13 protein-coding genes are annotated in these 16,775 nt (G+C 38.1%); 8 read left to right on the top strand and 5 right to left on the bottom strand.

All coding sequences use genetic code 11. The features are described 5' to 3' along the window. Nucleotides 1-32 precede the first annotated feature (32 nt). Entirely contained in the window at nt 33-1,046 is a 1,014-nt protein-coding gene (locus tag BM179_RS14920) for a fatty acid desaturase (RefSeq protein WP_092017948.1), read from the bottom strand. A 338-nt stretch (nt 1,047-1,384) separates the two neighbouring features. Between BM179_RS14920 and BM179_RS14915 the strand changes: the two genes are divergently transcribed. Then, entirely contained in the window at nt 1,385-1,948 is a 564-nt protein-coding gene (locus BM179_RS14915; protein WP_092017947.1) for a Crp/Fnr family transcriptional regulator, read from the top strand. A 243-nt stretch (nt 1,949-2,191) separates the two neighbouring features. Then, on the top strand, nt 2,192-3,121 hold the full coding sequence (locus BM179_RS14910; RefSeq protein ID WP_177219416.1) for a vWA domain-containing protein: 930 nt from the start codon (nt 2,192-2,194) through the stop codon (nt 3,119-3,121). Between the two features lie 153 nt (nt 3,122-3,274). On the opposite strand, the gene BM179_RS14905 is transcribed toward BM179_RS14910, so the two are convergent. Continuing rightward, complete coding sequence (locus tag BM179_RS14905) at nt 3,275-4,192, bottom strand: D-2-hydroxyacid dehydrogenase (protein ID WP_092017945.1); 918 nt, start codon at nt 4,190-4,192, stop codon at nt 3,275-3,277. A gap of 191 nt (nt 4,193-4,383) precedes the next feature. Here BM179_RS14905 and dnaK point away from each other — a divergent pair, with 191 nt between their 5' ends. Continuing rightward, on the top strand, nt 4,384-6,288 hold the full coding sequence (gene dnaK / locus BM179_RS14900; protein ID WP_092017944.1) for a molecular chaperone DnaK: 1,905 nt from the start codon (nt 4,384-4,386) through the stop codon (nt 6,286-6,288). Nucleotides 6,289-6,410: 122 nt separating this feature from the next. On the opposite strand, the gene BM179_RS14895 is transcribed toward dnaK, so the two are convergent. Further along, nucleotides 6,411-6,869 carry a DUF1801 domain-containing protein gene (locus BM179_RS14895; protein ID WP_092017943.1) on the bottom strand — a complete coding sequence of 153 codons (459 nt, stop codon included), beginning with the start codon at nt 6,867-6,869 and terminating at the stop codon, nt 6,411-6,413. Between the two features lie 733 nt (nt 6,870-7,602). Here BM179_RS14895 and BM179_RS14885 point away from each other — a divergent pair. Together BM179_RS14885 and lepB are read left to right on the top strand one after the other, a co-directional pair. Beyond that, nucleotides 7,603-8,352, top strand: a complete 750-nt coding sequence (locus BM179_RS14885; protein ID WP_092017941.1) for a DUF4397 domain-containing protein — start codon at nt 7,603-7,605, stop codon at nt 8,350-8,352. Nucleotides 8,353-8,479: 127 nt separating this feature from the next. After that, a complete protein-coding gene (lepB, locus tag BM179_RS14880; RefSeq protein WP_092017940.1) occupies nt 8,480-9,661 on the top strand; it encodes a signal peptidase I in 1,182 nt (393 codons plus the stop codon). Between the two features lie 155 nt (nt 9,662-9,816). Here the strand turns inward: lepB and BM179_RS14875 are convergent, their stop codons facing one another. Then, a complete protein-coding gene (locus tag BM179_RS14875; RefSeq protein WP_143095237.1) occupies nt 9,817-10,902 on the bottom strand; it encodes a hypothetical protein in 1,086 nt (361 codons plus the stop codon). 352 nt (nt 10,903-11,254) lie between these two features. On the opposite strand from BM179_RS14875, the gene BM179_RS14870 reads away from it, so the two are divergent. Both BM179_RS14870 and BM179_RS14865 read left to right on the top strand, forming a co-directional pair. After that, a complete protein-coding gene (locus BM179_RS14870) occupies nt 11,255-13,681 on the top strand; it encodes a S8 family peptidase (protein ID WP_143095236.1) in 2,427 nt (808 codons plus the stop codon). A gap of 328 nt (nt 13,682-14,009) precedes the next feature. After that, nucleotides 14,010-15,017, top strand: coding sequence for a cellulase family glycosylhydrolase (locus BM179_RS14865; protein WP_092017937.1), 1,008 nt, complete (start codon nt 14,010-14,012; stop codon nt 15,015-15,017). Nucleotides 15,018-15,171: 154 nt separating this feature from the next. Here the strand turns inward: BM179_RS14865 and BM179_RS14860 are convergent, their stop codons facing one another. Continuing rightward, a complete protein-coding gene (locus BM179_RS14860; protein ID WP_092017936.1) occupies nt 15,172-15,381 on the bottom strand; it encodes an alkylphosphonate utilization protein in 210 nt (69 codons plus the stop codon). A gap of 224 nt (nt 15,382-15,605) precedes the next feature. Between BM179_RS14860 and BM179_RS14855 the strand changes: the two genes are divergently transcribed. After that, the gene (locus BM179_RS14855; RefSeq protein WP_177219415.1) at nt 15,606-16,670 is read left to right on the top strand and encodes an NAD(P)H-dependent flavin oxidoreductase; all 1,065 of its coding nucleotides are present in this window, start codon (nt 15,606-15,608) and stop codon (nt 16,668-16,670) included. Nucleotides 16,671-16,775: the final 105 nt, after the last annotated feature.

Below are 16,775 nucleotides of genomic sequence, written 5' to 3'. Positions count from 1 at the left end.
AAGCCCCGATTGCTGTCGGGGCTTTCATTACATTAAGCAGATATTTCTTCTTTTATCATTTGGACATCCGGCATTGTGGTATCCGTTAATGAAACTCTTCCTCTTTCTTTCCGGACAATTCTTGAATAAAGGCCTACTTCCTGACTAAATAAGAAGGTAAAAAATAGTTTAGTATAGGAAGTGTGGTATAACAGATTATCATAAAACTCCGGAGCTGTATTTTTCAATTTCGGCAGATTATTCCATGGAATTGAAGGCATATCGTGGTGTTCATTATGGAAGCCAACATTCATGTTAATTCCATTCAGGCCACCATAATAGCTGTAAGTTTCCTGATTCTTGTCAAGTACCAGATAATGCTCCTGGATCCATCTTGCTCCAAGTGGGTGAAGACCTACAGAGAACATGAAACTGGCTCCAAGGTAAGCCAATGCCGGCCATCCAAGAAAGTAAACAATAACTGCGTCAAAAGCAATCTGGGCAACAATGTTCATAATCACCCATTTGTCGAACACCGCTAATTCAATACAACGGATCGTACGAATAGCCTGAAATATTGGAAATAGCAATAACCAAAGTGCTTTTCCGATAAAGTAGTTATTGATCATTTTAGCTTCCCAATGATCCGGAAGATCAGCATCCAGTTCATGAACTCCCTGAAAAGCATGATGTTTCAGGTGGTAATTTTTGAAAGAGATCGCAGTAGGAAGTAAGGAAGGAAAGTTTGCAATAATACCTGCATATACATTCCATGATGGTTTTTTGAAGATCAGATTATGAGCGGCTTCATGGATACATACAAAAAGTGTATGTACAGGAAAAGCGCCGATACACCATGCTGCAGCGAGAATAACCCACCACGCCTGGTCTTTTACCAAATAAGCCATAACAATCTGAATACTTACACAGGCAAGTATCCAAACGGCAGTCATAGGATTTTTACTAATCAATTTTTTTACTTCAGGGTGAGCTTTCAGGATTTCGCGGGTACGGGTGCGATGTGGTTCTGTTCCTGTAACGTAAGTAAAATCTTGCTTGTACGCCATTTCTTAGGGTATTTGTTTGTTCTTGTAATTTAAACGAAGTTCTTTTTCAAATATGATTTAATTTCAGATTTCTCAAAGATACCGGCCTTGTCCGGACTTTCAGATGATAAAAATCATTGATGAAAAGCAAAAATTATTCAAATATACTGCTAACAATGCGTTTTATCAATTTGTTTCCAAATTAATACAATTTTTTATAGCCTATTTTGATAGAAATTGATATATTTGTAAGAAAAGTACAATAACGACTTTTTTGAAATACCACTTGCTTTAATAAAATAAATACAAAAAAACTTTTGAACAGTAATATTTTTAGATTTATAGAATTGTCTTAGATTATGGAAAATTTATTCAGATACTTTGATCAGTTTACTCAACTGAATGCACGCATTCAGGAAGTTTTGAGTGGTTTGATAGAAGAAGTGCATCTTCCCAAGAAGCATCTTCTGTTCGAACAGGGAAGTATTTGCAAGGATCTGTACTTTATTGAAAAAGGGGCAGCCAGAATTTTCTATGTAAAAGACGGGAAAGATGTGACGACTTCTTTTGGTTTTGAAGGCCGTATCGTCAGTGCGTTTGACAGTATTTTCTCCAGAAATCCAAGTAATTACAACATAGAACTACTTGAGGATTCTAAGATTTATAAACTTCATTTTCCGGATGTAGAGAATTTATTTAATAATTTCCCGCAAATCGAAAGACTCTGGAGAAACATCATTACTGATAATTTCATGTTAGTTGAAGAGCGTCTTAAACTGCTTCAGTTCAATACTGCAAAGGAAAAATATGATCAGTTGCTAAATCAGGTTCCCGATATTATCAACCGGGTTTCGGTTACTCATCTGGCCTCTTATTTAGGAGTAGCACAGGAAACACTGAGCAGAATCAGGGCCAAATTTTAACTGAAAAAATAAAGTTTACAAACAAAAAGCCATGACTTTCCCGAAGGTCATGGCTTTTTGTTTGTAAATACTGATTCTCGAAGACTTAAACGAGTCAAATGCAGAAGAAGCATATCTGTTTCTTCATTGATTGAGGTGAATATATAATTCAAAAAAAACAGAGGTAAAATAATTTGATATCCGGTCTGTAACCTGATGAATTGGGGCGGGAATCTAATACTGTATTTAAACTCTGTTTTAAAAATGAAGAACCTTAAAGCAATTACCTGCATAATGCTCATTCTGTTTGGCCTGTTTAATTGCGCCAGAGATCTGGAAATAGATATTTCCCCACCCGTACTGAAGGCTTCAAAAGGGACATATTCCTTGAAAGTCGCACTGAGCTGGACTCCCTTAAAAGGTGTAAAAAGCTATCAGTTGTTCAGGACTGATTATGTCTCAACTTCTAATCCGGGCAATCTGAATTTTGTATTAGTCGGAGAGATATCCGATACCACTTTTACTGATTTGAAGGTTACTTCCGGATCAAGATATTATTATCGTGTGGCGGGAGTTTATCCGAATGGACAAAAAACCATGAGCAGTCAGGTAGAGGAAGGGTACACTAAAGTACTGACCGCAGATGATGCCTTTACGGAAATCGGTTCACAAACCGGAGGTAAGCGGTATGATGCACCTGGTGCCAAAGAAGTGCCAAAGGTAATTCTTGACATTATTAATCAAAATGCACAGCCTAATTCAGACATCATTTTCTTAATTGATAATACCGGAAGTATGGGGGATGACATTTCTGAAGTAAAAAGCTCCTTAAACAGCATAATATCAAAACTTCCTGCCGGAACCAGGTTAGGGATGGCCACTTACAATGATAATAATTATGATACGAATTGGTATCACTTTTCGGATTTAAATACCGATTATACAATTGCCCGATCCTTTCTTAACGCGATTAATGTGTACGGAGGCGGAGACACTCCTGAGTCTGTCTATGATGGAATATATGAAACGGTGAACAGGGCAAGCTGGAGTTCGAAGACCAAGAGATTTATCATTGTGATCGGAGATGCACCCCCTCAGGAGGGCTCCCGGAGTCAAAAGTCTTTTGATCAGGTAATAAATATTTGTCTGGCCAAAGGCCTTACGGTTAATTTATACCCGATATTGATTAAATAAATGCCCGGATTTCCACTCACGTTTGTGCCTTCACATAGCCGTCGGGTTATGTGAAGATACAAACGGATTAAATATAAGTACTGTTTTTTAGGTGAATTGTAATTCGTTTATGAGAGCTAAATGAAGGTGAAACGTCTCCTGACTCTCCGGAAACTAATATCCTCTCTTCAGATTTGCGATATTTTCAAGGGTTTCTCCTTTTTCAAATCTTTCCAGATTTTTGAGGAAGAATTTCACTTTCCCCATGTTTTCATCATCCCAGCCGCCTGAAGTATGCTGAGTAAGCAATACATTCGGCAAATGCCATAGCGGACTTTCCTTTGGTAAAGGTTCTGTTTCAGTAACATCCAGCATTGCTCTGAAATCTGGATTGGTTTCCAATAATTTTATTAAAGCGTTTTCATCTGTATTGGATCCTCTTCCTACATTGACGAATAATGCCTCTTTTTTTAATAAATGCAGTCTTTTTTCTGAAATCAGACCTATTGTTTCTGCCGTTTCAGGCAGGCAGGAAATCAGAATGTCACAGGCCGGTAATTGTGCATCCAGCTGATCTATGTTTTTCGTTGAAAAAACTTTAACATCACAATCAAAACCACTCATTAGTTTTTCCAGTGTCAGACCGATTGCTCCCGAACCCAGAATAATTACATTTGACTTACTTAACAATTGCAGGCTGGCTCTTAAAGGTGTGCCGACCCAATGTTTTTCAGTCTGCCATCTGGAAAGTCTGTCGATACCCCGGTACATAGCCATAATTCCGGCGAGAGCAGTTTCTGCAACTGACTGACCAAAGAAGCCTTTGAGGTTGGTAATTTTAAAATTAATTTCATTTAATTCCTGATAAGGATCCAGTCCGGCAGAATGCAATTGCAGCCATTGCAGCTTTTTCGTTTCCTGCGCCCATGCAAGCGGGACATTTCCAAGACAGATTTCGGAAGTCAGAAAAGCATCCTTTCTCAATTCTTCCGGTAATTCTGATCCGATAATAACCTTGTAATTTTTACTCAGGGATAGTTTCAGCGACTCTGTTTCTCTTTCTTCAAATTTAGTGTGAATGTAAACCTGCATCGGATTTTGTCAGTTAGTGTTAAATTGTTTTCAGCAATTTTGTCAATAAAACTGTCATTTTGTGACAATCTGTCACGCTGTAAATGTCAGTTTCGTTTTGGCATTATGATTGTTCAAATTAAGCTGTCAGTAAAAATCTGACATCAGATAAAAGCATAAAATAACATTAATATACTTAATAAGCTCTAACAATGGGAAAAATTATTGGAATTGACTTAGGTACTACCAACTCGTGTGTAGCAGTAATGGAGGGTAACGAACCAGTCGTAATTGCTAACTCAGAAGGTCGTCGTACTACGCCTTCTATTGTGGCATTTTTGGACAATGGAAACGGCGAACGCAAAGTTGGGGATCCTGCTAAACGTCAGGCAATCACCAACCCACAAAATACCATTTCTTCTATCAAACGTTTCATGGGTAGAAAATACTCTGAAGTTGGTAGTGAATTAAAAACTGTAGCCTACACCGTAGAACAAGGCAACAATGATACACCAAGAGTTCGTATTGGTGATCGCCTTTATACTCCTCAGGAGATTTCAGCGCAGATTCTGACAAAAATGAAGCAGACAGCTGAAGATTATTTAGGACAAACTGTTAATGAGGCAGTCATCACTGTACCTGCTTACTTTAATGACGCAGAGCGTCAGGCAACAAAAGAAGCCGGAGCGATCGCAGGTCTTGATGTAAAACGTATTATTAACGAACCTACTGCAGCAGCACTTGCTTATGGTGTTGATAAGATAGGAAAAGATATGAAAATTGCTGTTTTCGACTTAGGTGGCGGTACGTTTGACGTATCTATCCTTGAGTTGGGTGATGGTGTTTTTGAAGTAAAATCAACTGATGGTGATACACACTTAGGTGGTGATGACTTTGATCAGGTGATTATTAACTGGTTGGCTGAAGAATTCCTGGCTGATGAAAGAATTGATCTTCGCAAAGATCCGATGGCTCTTCAACGTTTGAAAGAAGCTGCTGAAAAAGCGAAAATCGAATTGTCTTCAGGTGCTTCTACGGAAATTAACCTGCCATATATCATGCCTGTTGATGGTATTCCGAAACACCTGGTTCGTTCATTGACGCGTGCAAAATTTGAGCAGTTAGCTGATTCATTGATCCAAAGAACATTGGAGCCATGTCGTCGTGCTATGAAAAATGCCGGATTTACAAATGCTGATATTGATGAGGTAATCCTGGTAGGTGGTTCAACCCGTATTCCGCGTATTGCTGAAGAAGTAGAGAAATTCTTCGGTAAAAAGCCTTCAAAAGGTGTTAACCCGGATGAAGTAGTTGCTATTGGTGCAGCAATTCAGGGTGGTGTGTTAACCGGTGAAGTGAAAGACGTTCTTTTATTGGACGTAACTCCTTTATCATTAGGTATCGAAACAATGGGTGGTGTTTTCACTAAACTGATCGAATCTAACACAACTATCCCGACAAAAAAATCAGAGACATTCTCTACTGCATCTGACAACCAGCCTTCAGTAGAATTGAATGTTTTACAGGGAGAGCGTCCTATGGCGAAAGATAACCGCTCATTAGGTCGTTTCCACCTTGCAGATATTCCACCGGCACCACGTGGTGTTCCGCAAATCGAAGTTACTTTCGATATTGATGCCAATGGTATTCTGAACGTTTCTGCGAAAGATAAAGGAACCGGAAAAGAGCAGAAAATCCGTATCGAGGCTTCAAGTGGTTTGACTGACGCTGAAATCGAAAGAATGCGTAACGAAGCTAAAGCTAATGAAGCAGCTGATAAAGCTGAAAAAGAAAAAGTAGAAAAAATAAACCAGGCTGATTCATTGATTTTCCAGACAGAAAAACAGTTGAAGGAATATGGTGATAAACTTTCTGCAGGAAATAAATCAGCTATTGAAAATGCATTGGGAGAATTGAGAACTGCTCATGGTTCTCAGGATGTAACAGCTATCGACGCTGCTTTAGAGAAATTGAATAATGCATGGCAGGCAGCTTCTCAGGAAATGTATGCAGCAGGTCAGGAAGCTCAGCCAAATGCAGATAATACAGAACAAACTGCTAATTCCGGTGGAGGAAGCTCTCAGGCTGAAGATGTTCCTTTTGAAGAAGTGAAATAATAGTTATAAAATTCTTAAAAGCCCCCGAATGTAAATTCGGGGGCTTTTTTTATGTCTGTGTACTTTGCTAATGAGACAGCCTGAAATACTGAAGAAGGGATGCACCGATGCTCCTTTTCATCTCATCGCTCATTTTTCAATCGTTCATACATCTCAATCCATTGTGCAGGTGTAATTTTTGAAGCTAATTCTCCGATAAGACAAATTGGTATCTGGTCCGTTTTCTTAAACCTGATACAGCTTTTGCCCATATCGAGTTTAACCTTACTCTGCCTGGCATATTCAGCCGTAAACCAGTCCAGCAAATCTTTATTAATGTAAATGCCCATATGATAAATGGCAATGAAGTTCTTCTGAGAGGCCAGATTCATAAAGGGTAACGGCAATTTCGGATCGCAATGATAACCGGCCGGATAGAGTGAATGAGGAACTACATAACCAAGCATTCCATAACCGATTACTTCGGAAAATCCGTCCGGAAGATTTTTGAGGATCTCATGTCTTAATGCTGTCATGACTTTCTTCCTGTCTTCAGGTAAAGAGTCTATGTATTCGAGGGGGGAAGTTGCCTGAGATTGCATGATTTTAGTCTTGAAATAAAGCACCTGAACAATTTTACTAACTATCTCAAAGATACATGATAATTAAAAAAAGTAAAGAGAATGGTAAAATTACTGAGAGGGAATCAGGAAAGTAAATATATTTTTCTAAAAGCTTATGGCTTGATAATGAATGGAATATCTCCTTAATGTAAGCCTGAGTAGAAAATTTAAAAAAAAAACGCCTGTTTAATTCCAACCCTTCCGGGGCTTAAAGTGTCTTTTTAATATAGCCGGCAAAATTATCATTTAATTACAAGAAGAAAATACCAATAATTAGTGATTGAAACGTTATTATTATGCACGTCTCTGTTCTCAGTTATGGTTTATAATAATGATCTGACTTCTTGTCAACTTCCAAATCGGAAAATAAATATGTAAACACTTTTATCACCCAAAAAACATTCCGGAATAAACAGTTGAGTAAAGCAGAGGGAGATTTTACAATGATTGGGCGATTGAAGTGGAAAACTCAGGTACTTCCACAGTCATTTTTAAGTGTACAAAGATTCAACCGGCGTCAGGGCTGGCTTGTTTGGCTGTGGCTTGGAAAACAGATACGGATTTCGCTTATGAAATAAATGAATTGATTCTTGCTTTTCTTCAGATGTTTTAAGGGGTAAAATGTCAGAAATGACTGAAAGGAGAAAGTATTTCTCACGTGGTCATCATGACTTAAAACAATCAAGTAAAACATTTAAAACGTTTAAGAGAAATGAAAAAAAATGTAAAGTTCTTATTAGCAGTAAGTAGTGTAGTAGCCGGTTTATTTATCTCGTCTTGTTCTCTTAACAATGACAATGTGCAGCCAACACCGACTGCCGCATTAATGGCATTTAACCTGGCTCCTGACAAATCAGGAATAGGCGTTACACTTTCCGGAAATCTTCTTCCGGGTCCGCTGGCTTATACAAGTTTTACCGGAGGCTATATCAGCATTTATCCGGGTACAAGAGAGGTGCGTACTTATGATTATTTAACGGGAAACACACTGACTATCAATTCCGGCAATTTTACGGTAAATAAATTCTATTCTTCATTCCTGGTAGGTAATAATAAAGCTTATAAAAATGTAGTGGTAAGAGATAATTTTGACAGTCTTTCCGTGGTAACAGGAAAAGCATATATCCGTTATATCAATGCTATTGCCGACTCTACGCAGTCTCCGGAGGTTACAATTAATGCCGGAGGAACAGATGTTGTTAAGAAAAATGCTGCCTATGCTTCCGTTTCAAATTTTGTTCCGGTAAGTATCGGGGATGTGAATGTTAAGGTAAGTAATTCAGGTTCAATTAATACAACCCGTAAGATTACTTTAACACAATCTAAAATTTATACAGTTCTTTTAGTAGGAGTGCCAAGTTCGACAGATACTACCAAAAGTGTTAAAATTAAATACATTGAAAACGGAATTGTTGACAACAAAAACGCAAGAGTTGCCGCTTCCGCAAATGCAATCAACTAAGGTTTGATTACCAGGTAGCAGGTAGAAAAGCATTGGGATTTCCCGATGCTTTTTTTTATTTCACAAAACCTGTAATTATCTCCTATTACTTGCGACTAATGGTATAAAATATCATCAGTTTCATAAAATGTCAGAGAAAAAAAATAAAATGAAATCGGCTTTCCGTGAATGGATAGACTCAGTGGCTTTTGCAGTTGTTGCTGCTACTTTAATCCGTTTTTTCTTTTTTGAGGCGTTCACCATTCCAACACCCTCTATGGAGAGTTCTTTAATGGTTGGTGATTACCTTTTTGTCAGTAAATTACATTATGGTATCCGGACGCCAAAAACTCCTTTGCAGGTACCGCTGACCCATCAGAAAATCTGGGGAACCAATATTCCATCTTATCTGGATTGGATAAACTTGCCTGTTTTCAGGTTGCCTGGCTTTGGAAAACCTCAATCAGGAGAAGCAATTGTCTTCAATGTTCCTGATTTTCCGGATGATGGCAACGCTCCGCTGGATTTAAGAACATATTATATTAAACGTTGTATAGGAGTGCCGGGTGATGTAGTTGAAATTCGGGATATGCAGGTTTTTCTCAATGGAAAAGCCATGAAAAATCCGTTGAGAATGCAGAATCAATATGAATTAACAACCGCTCAGCCCCTGGATAAAAGTTTTTTCGATCAGTATCATATTACCCCTGAATATTCCAACGATTTTGATTATCTGGCAGAAAAAACAGACTCTGTTACTTCAAAGCGGGTTTATGTATATCTTGTAAGTACTTCCCCGGAACATGTTCAGTCGATGTTACAATCGAAAGCTATTCTGAGTGCCGTTGCCGCCACGAAAAGAGAAAAGGGCAAGCCATTTTACAAACAGGCACAGGATGGAAGTTTTCATGGAGAACTTTCACAATTTATTCCGGATTCCTTTGGCTGGAATTCAGATTGGTTCGGCCCTTTGACTGTGCCAAAAGAGGGTTGGACAATCCCCCTAACTGCTCGTAACATCGATTTGTACGGTATGGTTATTCGTGATTATGAAGGATACCGGAGGAAAGACGGAACCAGTTCGGTGGTGATACAGGGGGATAAAGTCACTATTGACGGAAAAGTTGTTACTTCATATACTTTCAGGCAGGACTATTACTTTTTGATGGGAGATAACCGCCATAACTCCGAAGATTGCCGTTTTTGGGGATTTGTACCGTTTGATCATGTGGTCGGAAAAGCAGTTTTTGTCTGGATGTCTCTTGCTCCGGCCAAAGGATTGTTTAATGGCAAAATAAGATGGGACAGAATATTCCGAACCATTGATTAATCTGATTTTAAAAGAGAAAATGCCTTTTTGTACTTTGCTGAAACTGCATTGATACGAAAAGGCATTGGCATTGTATGTTTATTGTCAAACTAATAAGTAAGAGCCTCAGGTATTGAACGGGCCGTAAACGAAAATAAAAGCAACTTTCAGGTACTTTACTTATAAGTCAGGAATTTGTCAGATTTCTTTGTAAAGACTCCGGATAAGGTGGTGACAAAGATTTTTTTATTAAACTCAGAAATAGAAGTGATGGTATTGCCACCTATGCCGTCGTTGGCCAGTTCTCTTGTAGTCATCTGATTATTGGCAAATTCAAAAATGAAAATCTGGCTGTTATAGGCACCGCATATTTTTCCCCCGATCAGATAATAATTAAGTTTGGAAAATGTATTGGCGATATTAGAAGCAATACTGACCCAGTTCAAACCATTATCGGTCGATTTGTAGAGCTGTGATTCCGTAAAACCATAGATTGCGCCATTCAGAGAGAAAATTCTGTAAAATTTTACCTTGTTGATGATATTGACCTTTAAATCAGGGGAAATTCTGAGCGTCATATTGGCACAGGTGATATAAAAAAAGTTATTAATGGTATGCAAACTAATAATAGCTCCGGTATTGTTATCAATTTTGATTCTTTTTACACTTGAGGCTTCAACCTTATCGAATCCGTTCTGAGCATTTTTTGAAACCTTCAGATTAACAGCCATAAACTTCAGCGCATTAGATGCACCGGATTCCTTCGCCTGGTACGGAATCAGACATTGATCCAGGTTGTTAATCCCGATGCATTCACTTTGCCAGTATTCAGGAAAATCAAAATGATAGAATGCAGGATCCTGATCTTTCATAGAAATGGTAGCACTATTTTCTCCTCCCGGCCATTTAATGGGTAAAAAACCTATCTGGGAGTTTGTCAGACTCAGACCAATCGAGACTCTGGCCGAGATAGGATATTTATATTGAAGCTGATAGCTATAGGGTGTATTCGGAAATTCGATGTTCAGTTTGGAGGTATCAGTTTTGTTAACGGTAATCTTAGAGAAAGAGTTGGCACCAACTGTGTATAAGGCATCCCCGTCAGCGTAACTATTCATTTGAATCCTCTCCTCATATAAATAATTTTCATTGAGTTGCCAGCTGGTCTTCCTTTCCACTTCAATAATTGTTTCCTTTTTGCATGCCGTAAAAGTCCATAAAAACAAAAAAACAGCAAAGAATCCGATTGATAGTTTCATCATTTTAAAATTTAGCAGATTAGATTAATAGCAGTATGTAAAGTGTGTTTTTGTACTCAGTAATTTATTTGGTATTTAATATAGTTGTTTTTGTAATATTTAATGATGATTGCGTTTTATTGTACATGTATGTGGAATATTTGTGTTTATTGTCTGAAATCTAATGCTCAATTTTTTAAAATCATAATAAAAGTTAAATTTTGTTGAGAAAATAGTTTAAAAGAAAAGGCGTAAAAGTCTGGATGAAAGAGGGAGAGAAAAGCCTTTGGAAATTCAATATGGAATACGAAAAGAATTAGCGGAATTCTGTAACATTAACTACATTTAGCACATAATTTCTGAACAACTGTTTCACTTGAAAATTGTTAAAAGTGTTTTTTCGTATTTCCTTTTACCGGGAATTATGCTTGCCGTTGATTTTACGGTAATTTCTCAAAACCGGATTTTACCGATCAATCAGCATTCATATTCTATACAAAAGGCAATTCCTGAACACATTGGTGCGGACATTCAGCAACTTGATTTTTCGCTTAATAAGGTCTTACTACTCAAAAACCGATTTCCTGCTTTATCAGGAAAGTATATTGCTATTGCCCAGAAAGAAGATTCTCCGGATCTGAATGATATAGATTTGTCCGGTAGAATTATGACAAATTCTTATTCTTCTCAGACAATCACCCCTCATGCTACGATGGTCGCTGAAGTGATGGCAGGTTCAGGCGTTTTTTCTCCTTTTTCTGAAGGAGTAGCGCCGGGGCTGAAAATATTTCCGGTCGGATTTTCAGGTGAAATGCCGGAGAATGAACTGTTTATAAAGCAGCATTTGATTTCGGTAGTGAACCACTCTTACGGAACAGAAATTGAGAATTTTTATGGAAAAAATGCTAAAGCATTTGATGAACAGGCGCTTTTGTTTCCCACCCTTTTAAATATATTCTCCTCAGGAAATAATGGCTTTTCTCAAAGTATTTCAGGAAAATATAGTAAGATAGACGGAATGGCGAATCTGACCGGAAATTTCAAAATGGCAAAAAATATTCTGACGGTCGGAGCTGTAAACGCTCAGGAGGAATTAATAAGTTTCAGTTCCAGAGGACCTGCTTATGACGGAAGAATCAAACCGGAAATTGTAGCATTCGGGATCAGCGGAACTTCCGAAGCCAGCGCAATCGTGTCCGGAGTTACAGCTTTATTGCAGGAACTTTTCAGTCAGGAAAATCAGGTTTTACCGGGATCAGATCTGCTGAAGGCCGTTCTGATTAATTCTGCAGAGGATGTAGGTATTAAGGGAATTGATCATCAGACAGGGTTTGGAAACCTGAATGCTTTTGAGGCAGCCAGAACTTTGGTTGAAAAAAGATATTTTTCCGATAAAATAATCAAAGGTCAGGTTTGGGAAAAGATAATTGAAGTGCCAAAGGGAAAAAGTTTAAAACTGACATTAGTGTGGAACGATCTCCCTGCCCAGGAAATGAATGAAAAAGCCCTGATAAATGATCTGGACATGGAACTGATTCATGAAGGAGTACATTGGAATCCCTGGGTTTTAAGTACCTTTCCTCATGCAGATTCCTTATTAAAACCTGCTTTCAGAGGTCCTGATCATCTGAATAATGTAGAACAGATCAGCCTGGAAAATCAGGACGCAGGAAGCTACCTTATCAGGATTAATGCCGGTAAAATCTCCGGAGAGGAGCAGGCTTTCAGCATCGCTTTTCAATGGGAGGAATCTGAACAATTTGAATGGACTAATCCGGTTTCCGATTCTAAATTGGAAAAGGGAACTACTCAGATAATCCGTTGGAAAAATTCCTTTACGACAGAAAAGGCTAAACTTGAGTTTTCAAAAGATGATGGTAAATCATGGGTGTTGATTAGCGATGAGGTACCTCTTCAAAGAGGGTGGACTCAATGGCAGTGTCCTGATAGTTTTACCACAGGTATTTTCAGAATGCAGATTGGGAATCATATTTATGAAAGTGCAGCTTTCATAATCAGTCCTGCCCCTGCAATACACCTTCAGTTTGTTTGTGCGGATTCAATCGGAATCAGCTGGGAAAGTCCGAATGTTTCCGGAGCAAAAACAGATATATTGGGATATGACCCTTCTTCAGGTGTATGGGCGAAAATCGGAGCAACATCTGATACCTCAATTGTATTGGCTAAACAAAAAGATTATCCTTATCTGGCCATAGAACCGGAGCTGTTTTCAGGTAAAAAAGGGCTCAGAAGTACTTTAACTGACATTCAGAACCCTGACGTTTTCTGTTATTATCAAAATCTGGAAGGGGTGTTGACTGCGGAGGGAAATCAGGTTTCAATAGCCCTCATAAATCCTGAAATAGTTGACAGGGTTATTTTTATGAAACAAAGAAACGGGGAATGGGCGGAGTTTGATAAAACCAGTGTCAGATCTGATGAAAAAGCATATAAATCCTTTGATAATGAAGTAAATGAGGGAGCGAATCTATATCAGGTAAGAATCATTTTTAAGAATGGAAAAGAGGTGATTTCTTCTGTTTTAACCATTTTTAGATTCAAGGATTCTTCCGTTTTTACTTTTCCGAATCCGGTGGAAAAAGGGCAGAATCTTATATTTTCTCTGAAGGAATTTGATCAGTATGAAGGAACTATCATTGATATTCAGGGTAAAATTGTGCAGAAATTTAATTTTATGGGCGATAGATTTCAGATTCCGGTTCAATTAAAAGAGGGCTCTTATTTTTATCAGCTTGATAGAAATAATCACGCCTCTCTCAGAGCCCATTTTATAGTGAAATAAAGCTTTCTTCGTTGTTTTTTCATTTGTATGGATAAAAAATGTATAGAACACTGTGTAATACTTATAAGTCATTTATAATATTATTTGATATTCATATGGAAAAATCATCGTTTGTCAATAAATGAAGTTTAATAATAGCGTAATTAAATTGAATGTAGGATAAAATAGTATTTAAGTATAATACAAATAATACCAGTGATGTTTTATTGTACAATATATAGATAAAATAGTGTTATATGGTTATTGTTTTTAGCTTATACCTTTGTGATGTAATAAATTTATTCACATAAAATAGTATTTTCTTAAAACAATAAACCAGCAAGTAACCATGAAAAAGAAGTATCTGTTCCAGGCCATATCCACCATGGCATGTGTATCATTAATGTGTGCATTCGTTCCCGTTTTTACAGGTTGTTCAGATAAAAGCTCTTCTGTTCAGCCGGAAACAAAAACTCAGGTAGAAGGTGTTTTTGGAAACGGGGTAAATTTGCAACCTTCATATTATAATAGCGGAAATGCGGATTTGGGCTGGCGTTATATGACCAGTGGTAATTCATTTAATTTTGATACCGGGAATAAAATAAAAACTGTCCGTATAGAAATAGAACCAGGACAGGAAACAAATGCAAAACGCTGGATTTCAGAGGCAAAAACAGCAGGAAAAACCATTATTTGTACTTACCATAAAGCTTCAGTGTTAGGTTCGGATGATGCCAATGAATTGACTGCGGCTGCAAATTGGTGGAAAAACAATTACAGTTCGCTGGGTGGAGGATTTACCATCAACCTGATGAATGAGTGGGGAAGTCATAACCTTACAGCCACTGCTTATGCAAATGCTTATAATAATGCCATCAGTATTGTTCGTCAGGTATATTCCGGTAGCATTATCATTGACATTCCGGGTTGGGGACAAGAGAGTTATGTAGCTGTAAATGCAGTTTTAGCCAGAGGTACCGGAGGCGTGAAAATTAATGATACCAATATTATTCTTTCTACGCACATCTATGCAGGAAACTGGGTGCAGCAACGTACAAACACTTCAGGAACCGTAACAGGAAGTGGCTGGATGAACACCGCAGACCTTGATTACCTTAATACATCAGGACGTTCGGTAATTGTCGGGGAATTCGGAAATGGTACCAGTGGCAGTGCAGACTGGTCTGGTTTGGTAGATAATGCCAAAGGAAAAGGCTGGACTGTTTTAGGCTGGTCATGGAATGGTGACGGCGGGTCGATGAACATGATTACACCACAATTTCAGGCTTATACTGCCGGTTCTCCTAAAACGTATAGTAAGTCAAGTTATTGGAATACGATTATCAATAAATTGTAAGATAATTACATCTGAAAGTGAGCAGAAGGCTTTTGTGCATTTAGCACAGAAGTCTTCTGTTTTATTATTTTCCTGATTTTGAGAAACTTAAAAGGCCATAAGGCTCTTGTGCATGAGAATGGAACATCATGGAAGATGATAAAAAAACCAGTGATTAAGCCTTTTTCAGAAAACAGGTTTTCAAAACCATTTGCACTTTATCTACTCTGCATTCCACCTCTTCTTCATTAGAAGTAAGTTTGATATTTTTAATCATTTTCCCTCTTTTCAGCGTGGTAGAAGTACCTTTTACTTTTAAGTCTTTAATCAAGGTTACTGAATCGCCTTCCGCGAGAATAGTACCGTTACTGTCAACTACATCCATTTTGATGATTTTTAAGAATATGCGAATTAAATTTTGGCAAATTTACAATTATTCTCAGCGATTTCCACCTGAGAATAATTCTAAACTATGCTTTTGACACTGTGATTATGTTTCCAATGATTGTTATCAGTCGGTAAAACCTGAAATTTAAAAGCCTGAAATCAAACTTATCCGGAAATTAAATGGTTAATTTTTCAGGAAAACAAAGCTTAAATATGGTATCTATGAAAATAAATAATGAGCTGACCAGGTTATTGAAAATTGCTTATCCGGTTATTCAGGCTCCGATGCTTGGCGCCACCACACCGGAAATGGTTGCTAAAATAAGTAATCTGGGCGGTTTGGGTTCATTACCGGTTGGGGGCCTCTCTCCGGCAAAAACCGCGGAATTGATTCGTAAAACGAAAACCCTTACCAATCAGCCTTTTGCCGTGAATCTTTTTGCCAATTCCTTCCCTCAGCCCGATGTTGAACAATTTGACCGGATGCAGGTATTTTTAGAGAAATATTGTGCCGATAACCATATCAGGTTTGAAAGAATGTCTGTTGCGGATTTAAAGTTTTACCCTTATGAAGACCAAATTGATATTCTTTTGTCCGAAAACATTCCGGTGGTTAGTTTTACCTTTGGTATAATTAATGATGAGGCCGTCAGGGTACTAAAAGAAAAAGGAGTTGTTCTGATCGGAACAGCAACAAGCTTAAAAGAAGCCGGAATCATTGAGGAAAAGGGTATTGATATGATAACTGCTCAGGGGATTGAAGCCGGAGGACACAGGGGTTCTTTTTTATCAGATGAATCTTTACCTCAAACCGGATTAATGACTTTATTGCCCAAAATGACAGAACAGATTAACCGGCCTGTTCTTGCAGCAGGAGGAATAAACAGTGGAAAAACCATTAAAGCGGCTTTTGTACTTGGTGCACAGGGAGTTCAGATCGGAACGGCTTTTCTGGGAAGTGATGAAAGTCTGGCATTTCCGGCCTATAAAGCTGCCCTGGCAAATGGTACGGAGAGTGATACGGCACTGACAAAAGCTTTTTCTGGCCGCTGGGCAAGAGGAATCAGAAACACCTTTATGGATGAAATTGAAAAAGCCGGATTGATTATTCCTGAATATCCGATTCAGAATAGCCTTACTACTTTATTGCGGAGAAATGTACAGGAAATGAATAATACCGCATTTACCAATCTTTGGGCCGGACAATCTCATCCCGGAACAGAATTGAAACCTGTTGAAGCTATCTTTCAGAGGTTAATTAAAGAATATGACAGTTTAGGTGAATAGGGTTTGTTTCCATGAAAATTTTACACCGTACAAGAAAAAAAACAGAAAGAAAATACTGACAACCAGTATAATGTATCGGCAAATTCATGTATTTTGGGATAAATA

The sequence above is a fragment of the Pseudarcicella hirudinis genome (assembly GCF_900115665.1).
Lineage (GTDB): Bacteria > Bacteroidota > Bacteroidia > Cytophagales > Spirosomataceae > Pseudarcicella > Pseudarcicella hirudinis.
This window is presented reverse-complemented; position numbering and strand designations above follow the sequence as displayed.